We start from the raw sequence: 19,488 nt of genomic DNA, 5'->3' as shown, positions 1-19,488 counted from the left end.
AAACGTAATAACGAAATTTTTTATTTGAATTATGGCAAAATATATTGGACCGAAATCTAAAATTGCCCGCCGTTTTGGTGAAGCCATTTACGGACCGGACAAAGTTTTGTCTAGGAGAAACTTCCCTCCTGGACAGCATGGCCAGAACCGTCGCCGCAAGCAGTCGGAGTATGCAGTCATGTTGGCAGAGAAGCAGAAAGCCAAGTACACTTACGGAGTTCTTGAGCGTCAGTTCCGTATCCTGTTTGAGAAAGCAGCAAAGGCTGAGGGTATCACCGGTGAGGTGCTCCTTCAGAATCTGGAAAGCCGTCTTGACAACGTAGTATTCCGTCTTGGTCTTGCCCCCACACGTGCTGCTGCACGTCAGCTCGTAGGTCACCGTCACATCGTTGTTGATGGCAAGGTGGTAAACATTCCTTCATTCTCAGTTAAACCTGGTATGGTTGTTGGCGTTCGTGAGAAGGCTAAGTCTCTCGAGGTTATCGAAGCAGCACTTGCAGGTTTCAACCACAGCAAGTATCCTTGGATTGAGTGGGACGAGCAGCAGAAGGCTGGTAAGTTCCTGCACAAGCCCGAGCGTGCCGACATACCTGAGAATATTAAGGAGCAGTTAATCGTTGAGTTGTACTCTAAGAACTAAAAATCATTAAATTAATGGCGATATTAGCATTTCAAAAACCCGATAAAGTGGTAATGTTGGAAGCCAATGACAAATTCGGTAAGTTCGAGTTTCGTCCATTGGAACCAGGGTTCGGTGTAACCATCGGTAACGCCCTGCGCCGCATACTCCTTTCATCGCTTGAGGGCTATGCTATCAATACCATTCGTATTGCCGGTGTGGAGCATGAGTTCTCATCCGTTCCTGGTGTAAAGGAAGATGTGACCAACATTATCTTGAACCTGAAGCAAGTAAGGTTCAAGCAAGTAGTAGAAGAATTCGAGAACGAGAAAGTCAGCATCACCGTTGAGAATTCCACCGAGTTCAAGGCCGGTGACATCGGCAAGTATCTGACCGGATTTGAAGTGTTAAATCCCGATTTGGTGATTTGTCATCTCGACTCAAAGGCTACCATGCAGATTGATCTCACTATCAACAAAGGTCGCGGATATGTTCCTTCAGAAGAGAACCGTGATTTCTGCACCGATGTTAATGTGATAGCAATCGACTCAATTTACACCCCAATCCGTAATGTCAAGTTCGCTGTAGAGCCCTATCGCGTAGAGCAGAAGACTGACTACGATAAGCTCGTACTCGAAGTGACAACGGACGGTTCCATTCACCCGAAGGATGCACTGAAAGAGGCTGCAAAAATCCTTATCTATCACTTCATGCTCTTCTCTGATGAGAAGATTACTCTCGAGAACAATGATGTTGAGGGTAACCAGGAGTTTGACGAGGAGATACTGCACATGCGTCAGTTGCTCAAGACTAAGCTCGTTGACATGAACCTCTCTGTTCGTGCTCTGAACTGTCTGAAGGCTGCTGATGTGGAGACCCTTGGCGATCTCGTACAGTATAATAAGACCGACCTCCTTAAGTTCCGTAACTTTGGTAAGAAATCGCTCACTGAGCTTGATGATTTGCTCGAGAGTCTGAATCTGTCGTTTGGAACTGACATTTCAAAGTATAAACTGGACAAGGAGTAATCGTTGAGACTACGTAATTGCCCAATAAAAGAAAAAACAAAAAATGAGACACAATAAGAAATTCAACCACCTCGGTCGTACTGCATCGCATCGCGCTTCCATGCTTGCCAACATGGCCATCTCGCTGATCATGCACAAAAGAATCACTACGACCGTAGCAAAGGCAAAGGCTCTGAAGAAGTATGTTGAGCCCCTGATTACCAAGGCAAAGGAAGATACCACAAACTCACGTCGTGTAGTATTCAGCTACCTTCAGAACAAGGAAGCCATCAAGGAACTCTTTGGTGAGGTTTCACAGAAGGTTGGTGACCGTCCCGGTGGCTACACACGTATCATCAAGTTGGGTACCCGTCAGGGTGACGCTGCTCAGATTTGCTTTATCGAGCTTGTTGACTTCGACCCAGAAATGGCTAAGGCACCTGCAGCTAAGAAGGCTACACGTCGCTCACGCAAGTCAAACAAGTCAGCTGAGGCAACTCAGGAGGCTCCTGTAGCTGAGGTTGCTGCTGAAGAGGCACCTGCTGCTGAGGCAGAGGCTGCAAAGACTGAATAATCCTTTCCTCGAGAAAGTATCTCAATAAGAGGCAGGCGAAGCGGATTAATCTGTTTCGCCTGCTTTTTTGTGTGCTATAAGATATTATATGGCTGCATTATTTCGTCTATTGAAATAAAATGTGTATTTTTGCATTGTCTTAATATGGAATTTATGCGATACGGTGTTATAGGAACAGGCGCTATTGGCGGCTATTATGGTGCTAAATTGGCAAACAATGGTTGTGATGTTCACTTCCTCTTGCATAGTGATTATGAGTATGTAAAGGCAAATGGATTGCAGGTAGATTCTTGCAACGGTTCTTTCCATTTGGATAGTCCCAATGTTTATAATAATACTCATGACATGCCTCAGTGTGACGTGGTCTTTGTTTGCCTGAAGTCTGTTAACAACAATATGCTATATGAGCTGCTGCCCCCATTACTGCATGATAATACGGTTGTCGTTCTTATTCAGAATGGTATTGGTGTAGAGGCAGATGTCCAGAAGATGTTTCCCGATGTGCAGTTAGTTGCCGGTCTTGCTTTTATCTGTTCTGCTAAAAGCGAGCCGGGACTTGTCAATCATCAGTGCTATGGTCATATTAATCTGGGTAACTATTCTTGCAAGGACGAGCGTTTGCTCCTCACTGTTATTGACAATTTCAATGCGGCAGGGGTGAAGGCTGGACTCATTGAATATGAAGAGGCCAGGTGGAAGAAGGCTGTATGGAATATGCCCTTTAACGGTATGACCGTTGCTCTCCATACACAGACAGACTTGTTGCTTAAGAATCCATCAACACGACAACTTATCCGTGAACAGATGATGGAAGTCATAACAACGGCTCAGCATTTAGGCGTTAAGAATATAGACGAGTCTTTTGCTGACCTGATGATTAAGATGACTGATGAGATGACACCGTACTCTCCTTCAATGCGTCTCGACTATGACTTCCATCGCAGCATGGAGATATACTATCTTTACACTTATCCTCTTCAGTTAGCTCGTAAGATGGGGCACCCGATGCCGAAGTTGGAAATGCTCGAGGCTGAACTGTGCTTCCTCGAGTCTCAGAACGTAAAGATTTAGAGTTCAGACAATCTTCTCAGAAAGTTTTATTTTCTTACAATCTGTTCTATACCATCTTCCGTGGTGGCGTCAAGGTGTTCAATGGTGACATCCTTGACATCATCGAGGACAACGGCAGGACGGAAGTCCGGACGCTCATAGCGGAATGTAACATCGTTAACATGTAACCCTTCCACATGACGGGCATATAGTCCGTATGCAGGTGTCCATCCAGCGAACTTAGGCTCTGGATAGTTGGTGTCTTGTTCGCGGTATTTCTTGTCAACAAGGTCGCGAGTGCCTCCGCCCTTGAAATATAGACGAATGTTCGACAACCATATATTCTTTATTGGAGTTCCGGGCATTCCTGTTACTATTATTGAACAAAGCGAATCGCAGTCATCGGCAATGATGTTCGAAATCTGTATGTAGCGTGCCGTTGACGGCTGAGTGAAAGGCATCATTGAACGGTTCCCGTTTTCGTCTGTCACCTCTATCTCCTTGGGTCCTCTGTTACGACAGCCTGTCGTTATGTAGATAGGGTAGTGGTGAACGTGTGACATCGTTATGTTCGAAACGACTATATTCTCCATCCTGCCCTGGTCAACCTCTTCGAATGCCAATCCTGACGAGTACATGAATGTGCAGTTAGTCAGTGATATGTTCCTGTAGCCGCCATTGCTTTCTGTGCCCAGCTTGAAGCGTCCGCATACCCAGCCCACAGGTTCGGGGATATATGTACCATCAAGCAGTGTTCCGCATTTGAATCCAGTAATGTTGCAGTTTGATATGGCAATATGTTCCGTAGCCACATGCTTCTTCAGCGCGAAGCTTGACTTTAGTACCAGAGCGTCATCACTTGGAGTGTTTATCTTACAGTTCGTAATTGTCATGTACTTACAGCAGTCAATATCGAATCCGTCGCGGTTAGTGTCAATGACAACATTGTCTATTGTTGACACGTCGCATCCTGTCATGATTATGCCAAAATGTCCACCTCTGTATATCGTTATGTCTCTTATGGTTACCTGTCTGCATGTTTTTAGGGCTATTGCCTTGTCGCCAGTACCTATGCTGCCTCCCATCACTTGGCCAGCTTTCTCAGTGTCCTTTTTTGTAAGCCCCTCGCCGTCAATCATTCCGTGTCCTGTTATGGATACATTTGTTTGCCCCTCAGCCCATATCAGTGAGTTGTGGAAATAAGTGTGACCTCCGTCTTGATATTCAGGAAAGCCACCGAACGACTCGCTTTCGTCATATAGAACCAACTTTGGTCCTTCTTTGGGCTGCTTGAACTTCCTGGGATTAACTGCAAGTATCTTTGCGCCAGCCGCAAGATGCAGGTCTATGTTTGACTTCAGTCTGATGCTTCCGCTAAGATATGTTCCTGCCGGAAGAAGTACTTGTCCGCCTCCGTTTCTAACAGCCTCCTCAATTGCTGCATTTATTGCAGGTGAGTCAAGAACCTTTCCGTCGCCCTTTGCACCGAAATCCATTACGTTGTATGTTCCTCTCTGACCAATTATCTCAGTGCATGCCAAGAGTAGCAAAAGCATTAAAAATGATTTCTTCATGTCTCTTTTTTGTTTTAAGTAGTTGGTTTTTCTCCGCAAATGTAAGAATTATTTATAACAGATGCCACTTTTCTGTCAAAAAATAAACTATATAGACAAAAAAAGTTGTATCTTTGCAACTGAAGATATGTTATACTAAAGGTTTGTTTGAGCTATGAAAAAAGTTATTAGTACAACTAAGGCACCATCTGCCATCGGTCCTTACAGTCAGGCAATACAAGTAGGCAACCTTGTTTATACATCTGGTCAATTGCCCATTGACCCTTCTACAGGCAGTTTCCCTGATGGTGGAATTAAAGAGCAGACCCGCCAGTCTCTTCTCAATATTCAGTCCATTCTTCAAGAAGCAGGACTTACCATGGACAATGTTGTAAAGACACTTGTCTTCTTAGCTGACATGAACGACTTTGTCGAAATGAATTCAGTCTATTCTGAGTTCTTTAAAGCTCCCTTCCCAGCTCGCTCGGCTGTAGCTGTGAAGACCCTTCCCAAGGGCGCTTTGGTAGAGATTGAGGCTGTGGCATGCGAATAATTTGTTTTACCTTTTTATACTAAATGCTATGATTACAGAACAAGATAAGCAGTTTATGCGCGAGGCTATCCGTCTTGCTGACGAGAGCGTGAAGCACGGTGGCGGTCCTTTCGGAGCTGTGATTGTTAAGGATGGCGAGATAATCGCTGGTAGTAGCAATTCTGTCACCATTGATCATGATCCAACGGCCCATGCCGAAGTCAACACCATTCGTCAGGCATGTCAGAAGCTTGGCACCTTCGACCTCAGCGGTTGTACTATCTATACCTCTTGTGAGCCATGCCCCATGTGTCTGGGAGCTATCTATTGGGCGCATATCGACCGCATCTTCTATGGTAATACCCGTAAGGATGCCCGTGATATTGACTTTGCCGATGACTTCATCTATGAAGAACTTGACCGTCCTCTTGACGAGCGTACAGTTCCCATCATCAATTTGTTGCGCGACGAAGCCCTCAACTCATTCCGCCTTTGGACTGAGAAGACAGACAAGACTGTTTATTAATTGATTCCGGTACCGTTTAATAATTGAAATAGTATCAACATTGTAAGTTTAGAAATGGAAAACAATCATGCATATAAGCGCCGCAAATCGAGTGTTGCCCATGTCGGTAACATCGCTATAGGTGGCGACAATCCCATACGTGTTCAGTCAATGACTACCACCAATACCAATGATACCGAGGCATGTGTGGCTCAAGCCAAGCGTATTATTGATGCCGGTGGCGAGTTGGTGAGACTCACCACTCAAGGCAGTCGTGAAGCAGAGAACATGAAGAACATCTCCGCTCGACTGAAGAAGGATGGATATATGCAACCCCTTGTGGCAGATGTCCACTTCAATGCCCATGTAGCTGATGTGGCAGCTCAGTATTGTGAGAAGGTACGCATTAATCCAGGTAATTATGTCGATCCTGCCCGTACGTTCAAGAAACTGGAATATACCGATGAGGAGTATAAGGCTGAGCTTCAGAAGATAGAGGCCCGTCTTCTGCCATTTCTGCAGATATGCCGTGAGCATAATACGGCAGTCCGCATAGGCGTTAACCACGGCTCGCTCTCTGATCGTATAATGTCTCGCTATGGTGACACTCCTGCAGGCATTGTGGAGAGCTGCATGGAATTTCTTCGCATCTTTAAGCGCGAACATTTTGACGATGTGGTCATTTCTATAAAAGCCTCAAATACCGTTGTCATGGTTCAGTCTGTGCGTCTGCTGGTCGAGGCTATGGACAAGGAAGACATGCACTATCCACTTCACCTTGGCGTAACCGAGGCCGGAGAAGGTGAGGATGGCCGCATAAAGAGTGCCGTAGGTATTGGCGCTCTGCTCACCGAGGGCATAGGCGATACTATACGTGTCTCACTTTCAGAAGATCCTGAGTGTGAGATTCCTGTGGCACGAAAGCTTGTTGAACTAATTCCTGAGTGTGCACGCCTCCGTGCTGAGGCAGAGTCATCGATAAAGGATGACACTATCACCCTTCGTCTTGATGCACCTGACTGGGAGACATTCCAACTGAAGGCGGCCATGGCAGTTGGTGCCCTGTTGATTGACCGCAAGGCAACTAAACTTAGATTAGAGTGTAGAACTGAGACTGCGGAAGCAAACTCTCCACTCTCCACTCTAAACTCTAAACTAAATACTCTCGCTGACGCTCTCCTTCAGGCAGCACGTATCAAGTTCACAAAGACTGAATATATCTCTTGTCCGGGTTGCGGACGTACGCTATATAACTTGCAGGAGACCATTGCCCGCATTAAGGCAGCCACCAGCCATTTGGTAGGTCTGAAGATTGGCATCATGGGATGTATTGTCAACGGACCTGGCGAGATGGCTGATGCAGACTATGGTTATGTCGGAGCCGGACGTGGCAAGATATCTCTTTACCGTAAGAAAGAATGTATTGAGAAAAACATCCCCGAAGAAGAAGCAGTAGATCGTCTGCTTGCTTTTATTGAAGAGGACCTGAAGAGAATTGAGAGTTGAGAACTGATAATTGAGAATTGCGATGCAGAAGTTTGCTGATTATATCAAGAAGATTGAGATTGACGCTCTTTGGAGTGGCAAGAAGCATATTGTATGGGAACTGAACCCCAAGGTCAATATCCTTAGTGGCATCAATGGAGTAGGCAAGAGTACCATCCTTAACAAGGTGGTGAAGGGCCTGTCTGCAGGAGGCGAGTTCCCCAGCCACATGTTGAAGGGCGTGCGCATAGAAGTAGAGCCTGATGATGCCCGCTGGATTCGCTATGATCTCATCCGTTCGCTTGACAGCAATATCGCAGCCACGCTTGCAGAGGGCGATAGCAGCATCCGTCAGGCATTGACGGCACTTAGTACAACCTCTGGCGGCTCTCTTCTTGACATTCAGCTATACCAGCTGCAACGCAAATATCTTGATTATCAGGTCAATGTAGGCAATCGCATTATTGAACAGCTTCAGGCCGGAAATATGGATGCTGCTCAGAACTTGTCTGTAAAGAAGAAGCGTTTCCAGGATATTGTCGATGAACTCTTTGCCGATACTGGCAAGCATATTGTCCGTACTGAGAACGAGATACGTTTCACTCAGATAGGTGAGATGCTCCTGCCTTATCAGCTGTCGAGTGGTGAGAAGCAGATGCTGATAATCCTGCTCACCGTCCTTGTTGAGGATGACCAGCCCTATGTGCTCTTCATGGATGAGCCAGAGGTTAGCCTCCATATAGAGTGGCAGAAAAGACTCATTGACCTCTGCCTTGAGCTTAATCCAAACGTGCAGATAATACTTACTACCCATTCGCCTGCCGTCGTTATGAACGGCTGGATCGATTCTGTTACGGAAGTAGGGGACATTACGGTGTAGGGTTAGAAATGAGAGTTTGGCATGAGTAACAAGCTTCGTGATAACATCACCAGTGACTACTTCAAGGCGGCAAATGCCATGAGGGGACGCTCGTCACGCCGGCGTATCGTAGCTTATGTTGAGAGCTACGACGATATCTATTTCTGGCGTACCGTGCTCGGCTCTTTTGAAGACTCTACGCGCTATTTCGAGGTTATGCTCCCTTCCAAGGTGACATTGTTGCGTGGCAAGAAGTCGGTGCTCATGAATTTTATTGAGGGACAGACAGGCCCTGACATGATTGCTTGTGTGGATGCTGACTATGACTATTTGTTACAAGGTGCCACATCGTGTTCACAGAAGATTCTGAATAGCCCCTATGTGTTCCATACCTATGTATATGCCATAGAGAACTATCAGTGCTATGCCCCTTCGCTTCATGATGTCTGTGTGGCGGTGACGCTTAACGATCATCGCATCTTCGACTTTCAGGCATATTTCACCACTTTTAGCGAAGCCATCTTCCCACTTTTCGTGTGGTCTGTATGGGCCTACCGCACCGGCAACTACAAGTCGTTCTCGCTTACCGATTTCTGTCGCATCTGTGACCCGGGAGGCTTCACCGTTCAGAAACCTGAAGACTCGTTGCAGAATGTACGTCGTAAGGCTTGGCAGAAAGTACGTGAGCTCCAGCGCAAGCATCCTGGGAACAAGGAGGCTTACCTGAAACTTAAAGATGAGCTGATGGCTCTCGGCGTTACGCCTCAGAATACCTATCTTTATATTCAGGGCCACCATCTCTTCGATGTCGTTGTGTCCCCTATATTGACCAAGGTTTGCAACATGCTCCGTCAGGAGCGTCAGAACGAGATATATCACTCGCACGCCAATCACACTCAGAAGCGCAATGAGATGTCATGCTATGAGAACTCGCGACAGGATGTGAAGACCATGCTGAAGAAAAATACCGGTTATGTGTTCTCTGCGCAGTTTCAGTGTCTGCAGGCTGATGTGCTGAAGTACTTGGAAGGGGTAGGGGACTCTTCGCAAAAGGAGCGTACTACAGGTGAGCAGAAAGTTGAGAATAAACAAATAACAGAATAAATATTTAGATGAAGATATTAATTACCGGAGCCAGCGGTTTCATTGGCTCATTCATAGTAGAAGAGGCGCTTCGCCGTGGCATGGACACATGGGCTGCCGTTCGCGGTAGCAGTTCGCGCCAGTTTCTCACCGATGAACGTATCAATTTCATAGAACTTGATCTCGGCAGTCAGCGTCAGATGGAGGATAAACTTCGTGACATGGACTTTGATTATGTCGTACATGCTGCAGGCGTTACCAAGTGCCTTGACTCTAAAGATTTCTATAACATCAATACCCGTGGAACAAAGAATCTCGTGCGTGCTCTCATCGCTGTTGGCATGCCGCTGAAGAAGTTCGTGTTCATAAGCTCGCTAAGCGTCTTTGGCGCTATTCGCGAGAGTCAGCCATATGAGGAGATTCGCGATACCGACACACCTCATCCTAATACTGAATATGGTCGCAGCAAGCTACAGGCAGAGAAATGGTTCACTGAAGGACTCGAGGTGCGTTCCCAGGGCAAGGTGTTCCCCTATGTCATCCTTCGTCCGACAGGCGTCTATGGCCCACGTGAGCGCGATTATTTCCTGATGGCGAAGAGTATCAAGCAGCATAGCGACTTCGCCGTGGGTTTCAAACGTCAGGACATAACCTTTGTATATGTTCAGGATGTTGTTCAGGCAGTATTCCTCGCTTGTGAGAAAGGTCGCCCCGAGAGCAAGTACTTCCTTTCTGACGGCCATGTATATCAGTCCACGACTTTCAGTGACCTCATTCGCCGTGAGCTCGGCAACCCGTGGTGGATACGCATCACGGCACCTATATGGGTGTTGCGTGTGGTTACTTGGTTTGGCGATAAGATAGGTCACATGACAGGTAAGATATCTGCCTTGAACAATGATAAGTACCATATACTGCGCCAGCGCAACTGGCGTTGCGACATCAAGCCGGCTGTCGATGAGTTAGGCTATCATCCGGAGTATCCTCTTGAGCGTGGCGTGCCACTTACCATCCAGTGGTATAAGGAAAACGGCTGGCTATAATTATTCTTAAGTTGTTTTTTATATAAACATAACGTTGAAAAAACTATTTGCACTTGATAAAAAGCCTGTGAAAGGCTTGATGCTCTTTGAGTGGGTGATGCTTGCCTACGCCCTGTTCACGCTCTTGGTGATGCTCTTTACCTACACGAAATTGCAGAACCCCATTTCCATGTTGTCGCTGCGCTTTCAGGCTGTGATGATGCTTGTAGCACTGTGGGGCGTCTATCGAATGATTCCGTGTCGTCTTACAATGCTGTTCCGTGTCGTAGGACAGCTGTCACTCCTTGGAGTATGGTATCCTGAGACCTTTGAGTTCAACCGCATCTTACCGAATCTTGACCATATCTTCGCCACGTGGGAACAGCAGCTTTTCGGCTATCAGCCAGCATTGCTCTTCAGCCAGAAGCTGTCCAATCCAGTGTTCAGTGAGCTGCTTACCATGGGTTATGTCAGCTATTTCCCAATGATTGTCGCAGTTACTCTGTTCTATTTCTTCTATCATTACGAACAGTTTTCACGCACGGCGTTCATAATCCTTGCGTCGTTTTTCCTGTTCTATGTCATCTTCATCTTCCTGCCAGTTGCTGGTCCGCAGTATTACTATCTTGCCGCAGGTATGGATAACATAGCTAATGGCGTGTTCCCCAATATCGGCAACTACTTTGAGACTCATAGTGAAGGACTTGCCAATCCCGGCTATGCTGACGGGCCCTTTTATAAACTACTTACCATGGCTCACGAGGCAGGTGAACGCCCCACTGCCGCTTTCCCCAGTAGCCATGTCGGCGTAACCACAATACTGTTGTGGCTTGCCTGGGCAACAGGCAGCCGTCGTTTCTTCTGGACATTGGTGCCGTTTGGCGTTCTGATGTTCTTTGCTACTTTCTACATTCAGGCCCACTATGCCATCGACGCCATTGCCGGACTGTTTGTAGGAACCCTGATGTATTTCCTTTTGCGCCTTGTTAGTACGACTAAAAGGAAATAATTACTGAAGTGACAGAAATACCAGTCTTTTCAGTCAGACAAAGAGAGTAAAGCTGACTGAAATTTTTAAATCTGCGACGTGGATTATTAAATCTGTGTCGCAGATTATATAATCCGTGACGCAGTTTATTAAATCTGTGACGCAGATTTAATTATTTCCGCCAGTTTAAGTACCTTTTTCTGACAGTCTTTGTTTCAATATCTGTGTTAAAAGTTGATAATTTTGCGCTGTAATAAGTATTTTGTAGTACTTTTGCCAACGAAATATATCTACAAACGAACTAATTACTAAAAATTTTCAATATGAAGAAGTTGGTACTCTTGTCCTTTTTTGGACTAATGTCAGTATGCTCTGTCTATGCACAGCGTGTGACCGACAAGATTGACCGTGGTATTGTCGCTGTACCTAATGGCAGCGGAAATTTCGTGTCATGGCGCATGTTTGGTGAAGAATACTACGACACCAAGTATAACCTCTATCGTGGTGATACAAAGATTGCCAGTAACCTGACGGTGACTAACTTCAATGATGCCAGTGGCAACTCATCGTCGGTCTATTCAGTAGAACCTGTGGTGAAAGGCGTAGCTCAAGCTCGCTCTTCTGCTGTCAAGGCCTGGAGCAATGCCTATCTTGACGTTAAGTTAAAGCCCGTTGTTAACCGTGCTGGAACTACTATTGGAAACAGTACTACCGATGGCGGCTCTACCACCAGCGGCTACACCATCAACGATGTGTCGCTTGCCGATGTTACTGGCGACGGCGTGGCTGAGTTCATTGTGAAGCGTAACAACTCGCAGGGTAATCTGCGTGAAGCGTCCAACAATACTGACTTCAACCTCTATGAGTGCTATAAGACCGATGGTACACGCCTGTGGTGGATTGACCTCGGACCAAACCTCATGGCAGGTCCAGATGAGCAGTGGGACATGATTGGCTACGACTGGGATCAGGATGGCAAGGCCGAGATGATTATGCGCGGTTCCGACAATATGATCATTCATACTGCAACAGGTAAGAATATCAATATCGGTAGCATGACTGTTGGCATGAGTGTTGATCGTCCTGAGTACATGGGTATTGGTAACGAGTACCTATTATATATTAATGGTGAGACTGGCGAGCCTTACGGATGGGACGGCAGCGACAACTGGACACCTATGGCTTATCCTCTGCCTCAGTTTGAGACAGGCGAAGCTAAGAATGCCTCTATTTGGGGTGACCTTGGTCACCGAATGATGAAGCACTATTTCGGCGCTCCCTATCTTGATGGTCGCAACCCCAGCATATTCCTTGGTCGTGGCGCTTACACACGTCATAAGTTCTGTGCCCTTGATGTCAATCCCACAACCCATGAACTGACCCAGCGCTGGCGCTGGAACTGCTATGATTCCAACTCACCTTGGTATGGCAATGGCTTCCATAATTTCCAGATTGCCGATGTCGATATGGACGGTCGCGATGAGATTATGTTTGGCTCCATGTGTATCGATGATACTGGCTTCGGACTCTCTACCACCGGCCTCGGACACGGTGATGCACAGCATTGTGGCGACCTCGACCCCTATCGTTGGGGACTTGAGCAGTTCACCTGTCAGGAAGGCTCTCAGGGTAACTCTTACTGGAATCCTACTACCGGACAGATATACTATCGCAAGAGTGATGGTGGCGACGATGGTCGTTGCTTGGCTGGTAACTTCTCTAACGACTACCCTGGCGGACAGGGACGTTCTGTTTCTTCTGGTGTGATAGGCCTCTCTTCCGATAAGATTATCAATACCAATGGCGATGCAATGTCTGGCAACTATTCTCATCTGAACATGCGCATCTATTGGGATGGCGACCTGCTTGACGAAATTCTTAACTCCGCTGGTGGCGAAGGCCGTCCGGCAGCTATCTACAAGTGGGGCGGAAGTCGCATCTGGACTTCTACTGGTGCCGTTCACAATAACTCTTCTAAGTGTAACCCCTCCGCTCAGGGCGACATCATTGGCGACTGGCGTGAAGAAGTTGTTCTGCGTACTGCCGATAACTCGGCGCTCCGCATCTTTACAACCACCACTGCTACTCAGTATGGTATCTACTCACTTTGGCACGACCATCAGTATCGTAATGCTATGGCTTGGCAGTGCGTGGGATATAATCAGCCTCCTCACCCCAGCTTCTTCCTCGGTGAGCTTGAAGGCATAACCATCGCTCCGCCGCCACTTATCCTGCGCGGGCGTACCGAGGTTGCTGATGGCGCTAACATCCAGACCACTACCGATCATCTTCTCATCAGTGGATATGATAGCAAAACCTTCACAGTGGCTGATGGTGCATCACCTTATATATTAACTGTAAATACTCCTGCCTGGGTTAAAGGTACAGGCTCAAAGCAGGCTGTGGCAAGCACTCCTAAGACACCAGGTCGTCAGGTTGATACCTATACCACCACTCTTATGGGTGGCGCGTTCTCTGGCGCTACCCGCCTTGTAAAGCAGGGCGAGGGTATCCTTCAGTTGCCCAATGTCGTGGAGAAGCACACAGGAAATACCGATATCTGGAACGGCACTCTCCGTTTTGACGGAACTATGCAGTCCAGTCCCGTATGGATGAACCGTCACACTACGCTCATTTCCAATGGCGGTAAGTTCCTTGCAGGCTTGAAAGCAGACTATAATGCCACCATCTACCCTGGCGGTGACGCCATTGGCGAGGTGACAGCATCTACGCTTACACTTGGCTTTGGCTCACGCGTAGTGTTTGATGTTCAGGGCACTTCTTTTGATAAGCTCAATGCAACCAAGCTTGTCGTTGATACTCGCGACTGGAGCTTTGGCCCTAAGTATAAGACACCTGTTTTTGAATTCCGCGGCGATGTGAATAATCTTTCTGCAGGAATCTATGAACTCGGCTCTGTTACATCTGTTGAGGGGTCTGTCAGCGACATCCTTCTTGAGGGCATCACTGGCAAGCGTTTCCTGCTTGAACACAAGGATGGCAAGCTGTGTCTCGTTATTGAAGACATGCGTGATGCTACCACTGTTGTTTGGAATGGCACTGCAACAAGTAATGTGTGGGATCTTGCTGAGACCAAGAACTTTAAGAACACAGATGAAGAGGATGTCTATGCAGCTCAAGGCGACGATATAGTGTTCGATGACAATGCCGCTACGGGCAATGTTGTTGTTAAGGGAGCCGTCAGTCCAAACAGCATCACCTTTAACAATAACACCCTTGCATATACACTTACTGGTGACAGCATCCTTGGTGGCGGCACTATTACCAAGAACGGAAAGGCAAAGGTTACTATCAATACCGAGAACCGCACCGGCGCAACCACCATCAATGAGGGAACCCTCGTTGTCAACGCTCTTGCCAACGTTACAGGTATCAACTACGGCGCTCTTGGTAACGTTAGCCAGAAGATTACTATCAACGATGGTGCAGCGCTTTCAGTGAGCCAGCCCATCATCACCGACCAGCCGTTTACAGTCAGCGGTAATGCCACTCTTGACGTGCCAACCAACATGACGCTCACTCTTAACAAAGGCATCAAGGGTACTGGCGCTACTGTCGTAAAGACAGGCGCAGGCACAATGACTATTGGCGCTTCAAACACCTTCAGTACTCTTCTCATAAAAGGCGGAACAGTGGCTGATGTGGAATATAATAGTACTGAACAGCTTCCCGCTACAGTGGAGTTCCAGAATGGTACTCTTGTGGCAGCTAACAATGAAAGCTCTAACATCAACAATAAAGCCAACTTCGTAGTGCCGAAGGGAAAGAGCGGCACACTGAAGGCAGGTTACCGCTCTACCTATACCGGTACGCTCACTGGCGAGGGCACTTTCAATGTATATACTGGCGGTGTACGTTGCTATTTCGATGGCGACTGGAGCCAGTTCACAGGCACCGTTAAGGCTTACAAGGATAACCGTCAGAACAAGAAGAGCTATGATCCCGTCTGGGCATTCCGCAACACCAATGGTCTGCCCAACGCAACACTCAGCGTTCAAAAAGATGTACGCGTGAGCAATGAAGGCAAGAACATCATCCTCGGTGGAGTGGAAGGCGAAGGTACGCTAACCGGTTCTGGTCAGTGGATTATCGATACCAAAGATAAAGACCTCTATCTGAACACTGAGATTGGTGTTACTTCTGCTCGTACCGATCCTTATGGCAACACCATTGCAAAGAGCACTTCACCACTGACAAAGCGCGGTACAGGTCGTTTGGTTATCACGACATTAGGCAAGATAAATGGTGCACTGACAGTGGAGGAGGGTACCGTAACGTTCTGGGATGTCCTCGTAGAGAACTTCCTCAACGGCGCTAACACCACGACAGTGAAAGGCACCGGAAGGATTGTTGGTCAGGCCATGTTCTCTACGCTGCGAGTAGAGAGCGGTGGCGAAATCATTCCCTGTGCTTCTTTCTTCGATGAGGAGACACCTGGTGAGATGAAGACTGGCGCGCTCGGAATGATAACCGTTAATAATGGTGGCACAGCAAACTTCCTTATTGGCAGCACCAGCTGTTCGAAACTCACCGTGGGTAGCCTTACCATGAATGGAACGGTGAAGGTGACCTTCGTTGGAGGCTACACACCGAAGAAGGACGATTCCTTCCAACTGTGGACTGTTGAGAGAACATTTAGCGGTACTCCCAAGTTGGATTTGCCAGCACTTCCCGATGGTCTCTATTGGGATGCTACTGGACTGACTGAGAAAAACGGTGTGCTCCGAGTGACAGATGATATTTCAGGCATTGGTGCAATTAAGAGCACTGCTGTCGTGGACTGTGAGGTGTTCACCGCCAATGGCGTGAAGGTGGCTTCGCTGAAGGCGCAGAAGCAGAACATCTCCAAGCTGCTCACCGCTCAAGGAACAACACTCTGCTCAGGTACCTATATAGTCCGTATGCGTGACGGCTATCGCTCGGAAATATCAAAAATCGTGGTTAGATAGAGCTTTTTATAGGCTCAGTAGCAAAAAATGGGGATGTTTGTCAAATTACGTCCCCATTTTTTCTTGTTCCATATTCAAATAATCTCTATCTTTGCACCCAAACTACTAAGTCTATAGTTATACCAAAACAAACGTAAATATATTTATTAATAACTAACATCTTTTAATTATGCGTAAAAATCTACTTTTAACACTCTTCGCTTTGGTGTGTACAGTAGTGGCAAATGCTCAGGCTACCTATGTATATACTGTTGACGGACGAGTGAAGATTACAGGTGAGAACGTCATCACGAATGGTGATTTCTCTGACGGTACAAATGGTTGGTTCTCCAGCGATGGTGCTGCCGGCGTTGATGCCGACACTTGGTCTGTTGAAGCCGGTTTGGGTCCTAATGGCGAGAATGTACTTCAGTCTAAGGGCGCTAATGAAGGCGCTGCGCTTTGCAATGCTTGGACACTGCAACCTGGTACTTATGTTATCTCTTACTGGGTTAAGGGCGATGCCTATCAGAATACTGCAGCTGCAATGACGGCAACAACAGCAGACGGCGTGACAACCTATTCTTTCCCCGCCAACTACCTCGACTTCTATCTTACCACTGATGGCGGTGGCTTCGACCGAAGTCAGATTGCTCTTCCTGATACAGTTATCTCTGTGGCTCAGGCAGGTAACTATACTTCTGACTGGAAGCAGGTGGCTTTCTCTTTCACCGTTGATGCTTATGAGCTGAGCACTCAAGAGGCAGTTACTCCTGGCAAGTTGGTTATGCACTTTGAGAAGCTGACAACCAACACCATGGTAACCGGTTTTGAGCTTCGTGCAGCAGATGTTGTCTCTGACGATCGTATCATCTTGAAGAAGATTGCCTATGTTAATGACATCCTTGCAAACGAGAACTTCACTCCCGATGCAGATGATGAGAATGGCAATAAGATTAAGTCTTCAGTGGAACAGATGGTTAATCGTGTGAAGGGTATGCTTGATGCAGGTCAGCTGGATAATCCTGCCACAGCTCAGTCAATGATTACTGCTTTCGATAACCTCGTTAAGAGCTATATGGACATCAAGTCAACTGATGTTGTTGACCTTATTCCTGGCCTGAATATCGCTAACCTGTCTACCTGGGGACGTGGCGGAGCTTACAGCGCCAGCTACAAACTCGACCTAAAGGGTGGTAACTGGGGACACCTCGACACTGAGCAGGATGTGCTTCGCTCTGCCATCCAAACAGGCTATGGTAATTATACCGCAACTTATGCGGCCTTCCATGAGGACTTCCCTGCAGGTAAGTACTATTTTGCAGCTGATATTCGTAATGCAAACACAGGTAAGGGTTCATGGCCCTGCAATCCTCTCTCCTTCAATCTTACAACAGAGGGTTGCAAGATGTTCATTGTGAATGACACAATCGATCTTCCAGCAATCTCAGGTGAGGATTATCAGAGCTTCAGCATGATTTCTGAGGTCGCTGAAGATGGAGTTTTCCGTGCAGGAGTTTTTTGGCCGGGTACAACTAATGGTGGCGCATTCCAGATAAAGAATACTGTTATCCGTGTCTTCGACAAGGAGATTAACGACAAGATTAAGCACGTTGAGGCTTGGAAGACTTTCATCGCTCAGTATAATGCTGCTGTTAATGGTCAGATGGGTGTATGGAACCTTGTAAAGAACGGTAACTATCCTTGGGGTCAGGACTCTCTGCATGTTGCTCTTGTGAAATGGGATCCATATCTCCATGCTATAAAGGCTAAGGGATGGGTGAATGAGGAAGGTAAGGATGCTGGCGTTGCTTCTACCGACGAGCTTAATGACTGGGCTCAGTGGCAGGGTGTAACAGATCCTAATACTCTTGACGATCCTTCATCTAAGGATAATGATCCTCTGCGTTGGCTCCTTGTTCGCGGCTATCAGAATGCATCTAAGTATGTTACCAACTTAAATGCGCCTTTCACTGAATTGGCTAATGCCATTGATGAAGCTAAGAAGACCCGCAATAAGGGTACCAATGCTACAGGTGACCGTGCGACATTCAAGACTGCTATTGAGAAGGCTATCAATACTATTAATGCTGTACGTGCAAATACAACAGATGCTACTCGCGTAGCTGACTCTACCACTCTGGCTGATGCAAAGGTAGAACTTGAAGCTGCTGTTGAGACATTCCTTGCTTCTGCTGTCGTTCAGCCGGTTGTCGATATCGACTTCACAAATGATTTCGAAAAGGTTACTCCCGAAGATGATGGCATTGCTCCTTACTATGTTATTAAAGGCGCAGCAGGTGAGATGAAGTTTGCAGATGGCTCTGTTGATCTTGAGCATGGTGACGGAACAGGAATCGGACCGAAACTTGGCTACGCTTGGTCTCTTGGTTATGGTGATGAGGCATTGGATGTGTTGCATGTTGGAAGTCCTGAAGCGACTGTTGCTTTGCCTGAGATTTCCGAGGGTGGAATGGTAGTTGTTTCATTCGACTTCTGGGGTGGCTATCTGAACAAGTGTTGGACAACCTTCGCCCTTAAGAATGCTGCAGGTACTGAAGTTGCCAAGATTCAGCGTTGGAATAGTCAAGGTACATCATCTTCTACGTTTGGTGTTACAAATGGTGATTTGGATAAATATATCTCAACAAAAGGTGGTAAAACGCAGAATAATGCTCAGATTTATACTGACGCCAAAAATAAGTCATCAGTATCTATGACCATCGACTATAAGAATAAGACTCAAAAACTGACAATCGTTAACAGCAATGCGGGAACTCTTGATGCACCTGCTGTGGCACTTGTTCCTGAAGGCGCTGCTGAAGATTTCGATAGCATGATTACTTCGTTCTCGCTGTCTTCTAATTACAGCTCTCAGAATAACTCTGCTCGCCGTAGTTGGTTCGATAACTTAAAGATATATGTCTATGGCGATGCTCCTGAGGACTTCGAGGAAGATATCCTTACTCCACACAGAGCTGATACCTCTGCTATCCAGGAGGTTGCAAACAAGTCGAAGGCTAATGCAGGTGCTATTTACAGCATCACAGGTGTGCGCCTGAACGCTGTTCCTCAGAAGGGAATGTATATCATGAACGGTAAGAAATATGTGGTGAAGTAATTCACTTAACATATAAAAAATCTCAAAGTCGGAGAGCCGCGATGCAGCTCTCCGACTTTTTTTGTATTTGGGACAGTTACAAAAAGTGTAGTTAAATGTCAATTATTTTTGAGTGAAATGTTTGTTTGTTTAATTATTTTT

Annotated in this window: 14 protein-coding genes; 13 read left to right on the top strand and 1 reads right to left on the bottom strand. The window is 46.8% G+C overall.

Going from position 1 to position 19,488, the window contains the following annotated elements; translation table 11 throughout:
• The first annotated feature begins 31 nt into the window (after positions 1–31).
• The 4 genes from rpsD (at position 32) to M1L52_RS02395 (ending at position 3,271) form a co-directional block, all read left to right on the top strand.
• Entirely contained in the window at positions 32–640 is a 609-nt protein-coding gene (gene rpsD / locus M1L52_RS02410) for a 30S ribosomal protein S4 (RefSeq protein WP_248613218.1), read from the top strand.
• A 14-nt stretch (positions 641–654) separates the two neighbouring features.
• Positions 655–1,647, top strand: coding sequence for a DNA-directed RNA polymerase subunit alpha (locus M1L52_RS02405; RefSeq protein ID WP_248613217.1), 993 nt, complete (start codon positions 655–657; stop codon positions 1,645–1,647).
• 43 nt (positions 1,648–1,690) lie between these two features.
• A complete protein-coding gene (gene rplQ / locus M1L52_RS02400) occupies positions 1,691–2,200 on the top strand; it encodes a 50S ribosomal protein L17 (protein WP_248613216.1) in 510 nt (169 codons plus the stop codon).
• A gap of 153 nt (positions 2,201–2,353) precedes the next feature.
• Positions 2,354–3,271: a 2-dehydropantoate 2-reductase gene (locus M1L52_RS02395; RefSeq protein ID WP_248613215.1), complete on the top strand. Its 918-nt coding sequence runs from the start codon at positions 2,354–2,356 to the stop codon at positions 3,269–3,271.
• 26 nt (positions 3,272–3,297) lie between these two features.
• Here the strand turns inward: M1L52_RS02395 and M1L52_RS02390 are convergent, their stop codons facing one another.
• Positions 3,298–4,824, bottom strand: coding sequence for a glycoside hydrolase family 28 protein (locus tag M1L52_RS02390; RefSeq protein ID WP_248613214.1), 1,527 nt, complete (start codon positions 4,822–4,824; stop codon positions 3,298–3,300).
• A 154-nt stretch (positions 4,825–4,978) separates the two neighbouring features.
• Between M1L52_RS02390 and M1L52_RS02385 the strand changes: the two genes are divergently transcribed.
• From M1L52_RS02385 to M1L52_RS02345, 9 genes are all read left to right on the top strand, one after another.
• Positions 4,979–5,356 carry a RidA family protein gene (locus M1L52_RS02385; RefSeq protein WP_248613213.1) on the top strand — a complete coding sequence of 126 codons (378 nt, stop codon included), beginning with the start codon at positions 4,979–4,981 and terminating at the stop codon, positions 5,354–5,356.
• A 28-nt stretch (positions 5,357–5,384) separates the two neighbouring features.
• Entirely contained in the window at positions 5,385–5,861 is a 477-nt protein-coding gene (locus tag M1L52_RS02380; RefSeq protein WP_248613212.1) for a nucleoside deaminase, read from the top strand.
• A 54-nt stretch (positions 5,862–5,915) separates the two neighbouring features.
• A complete protein-coding gene (gene ispG, locus M1L52_RS02375) occupies positions 5,916–7,346 on the top strand; it encodes a (E)-4-hydroxy-3-methylbut-2-enyl-diphosphate synthase (protein ID WP_248613211.1) in 1,431 nt (476 codons plus the stop codon).
• A 22-nt stretch (positions 7,347–7,368) separates the two neighbouring features.
• Positions 7,369–8,205, top strand: a complete 837-nt coding sequence (locus M1L52_RS02370; protein WP_248613210.1) for an AAA family ATPase — start codon at positions 7,369–7,371, stop codon at positions 8,203–8,205.
• 21 nt (positions 8,206–8,226) lie between these two features.
• On the top strand, positions 8,227–9,288 hold the full coding sequence (locus M1L52_RS02365; RefSeq protein WP_248613209.1) for a DUF4435 domain-containing protein: 1,062 nt from the start codon (positions 8,227–8,229) through the stop codon (positions 9,286–9,288).
• An 8-nt stretch (positions 9,289–9,296) separates the two neighbouring features.
• Positions 9,297–10,310 (top strand): NAD-dependent epimerase/dehydratase family protein, encoded by a 1,014-nt coding sequence (locus M1L52_RS02360; protein ID WP_248613208.1) that lies wholly within the window; start codon positions 9,297–9,299, stop codon positions 10,308–10,310.
• 79 nt (positions 10,311–10,389) lie between these two features.
• The gene (locus M1L52_RS02355; RefSeq protein ID WP_248614557.1) at positions 10,390–11,298 is read left to right on the top strand and encodes a phosphatase PAP2 family protein; all 909 of its coding nucleotides are present in this window, start codon (positions 10,390–10,392) and stop codon (positions 11,296–11,298) included.
• Positions 11,299–11,600: 302 nt separating this feature from the next.
• Complete coding sequence (locus tag M1L52_RS02350; RefSeq protein WP_248613207.1) at positions 11,601–16,247, top strand: carbohydrate-binding protein; 4,647 nt, start codon at positions 11,601–11,603, stop codon at positions 16,245–16,247.
• Between the two features lie 169 nt (positions 16,248–16,416).
• Positions 16,417–19,347, top strand: coding sequence for a hypothetical protein (locus M1L52_RS02345; RefSeq protein WP_248613206.1), 2,931 nt, complete (start codon positions 16,417–16,419; stop codon positions 19,345–19,347).
• Positions 19,348–19,488: the final 141 nt, after the last annotated feature.

Origin of the sequence: Prevotella sp. E13-27 (genome assembly GCF_023217965.1) — a bacterium.
In the GTDB taxonomy this organism is placed as follows: Bacteria; Bacteroidota; Bacteroidia; order Bacteroidales; family Bacteroidaceae; genus Prevotella.
This window is presented reverse-complemented; position numbering and strand designations above follow the sequence as displayed.

Coding starts and splice junctions, on each gene's coding strand:
- rpsD (WP_248613218.1), top strand. CDS start 32: ATGGCAAAATATATTGGACCGAAATCTAAAATTGCCCGCCGTTTTGGT.
- M1L52_RS02405 (WP_248613217.1), top strand. CDS start 655: ATGGCGATATTAGCATTTCAAAAACCCGATAAAGTGGTAATGTTGGAA.
- rplQ (WP_248613216.1), top strand. CDS start 1,691: ATGAGACACAATAAGAAATTCAACCACCTCGGTCGTACTGCATCGCAT.
- M1L52_RS02395 (WP_248613215.1), top strand. CDS start 2,354: ATGCGATACGGTGTTATAGGAACAGGCGCTATTGGCGGCTATTATGGT.
- M1L52_RS02390 (WP_248613214.1), bottom strand. CDS start 4,824: ATGAAGAAATCATTTTTAATGCTTTTGCTACTCTTGGCATGCACTGAG.
- M1L52_RS02385 (WP_248613213.1), top strand. CDS start 4,979: ATGAAAAAAGTTATTAGTACAACTAAGGCACCATCTGCCATCGGTCCT.
- M1L52_RS02380 (WP_248613212.1), top strand. CDS start 5,385: ATGATTACAGAACAAGATAAGCAGTTTATGCGCGAGGCTATCCGTCTT.
- ispG (WP_248613211.1), top strand. CDS start 5,916: ATGGAAAACAATCATGCATATAAGCGCCGCAAATCGAGTGTTGCCCAT.
- M1L52_RS02370 (WP_248613210.1), top strand. CDS start 7,369: ATGCAGAAGTTTGCTGATTATATCAAGAAGATTGAGATTGACGCTCTT.
- M1L52_RS02365 (WP_248613209.1), top strand. CDS start 8,227: ATGAGTAACAAGCTTCGTGATAACATCACCAGTGACTACTTCAAGGCG.
- M1L52_RS02360 (WP_248613208.1), top strand. CDS start 9,297: ATGAAGATATTAATTACCGGAGCCAGCGGTTTCATTGGCTCATTCATA.
- M1L52_RS02355 (WP_248614557.1), top strand. CDS start 10,390: ATGCTCTTTGAGTGGGTGATGCTTGCCTACGCCCTGTTCACGCTCTTG.
- M1L52_RS02350 (WP_248613207.1), top strand. CDS start 11,601: ATGAAGAAGTTGGTACTCTTGTCCTTTTTTGGACTAATGTCAGTATGC.
- M1L52_RS02345 (WP_248613206.1), top strand. CDS start 16,417: ATGCGTAAAAATCTACTTTTAACACTCTTCGCTTTGGTGTGTACAGTA.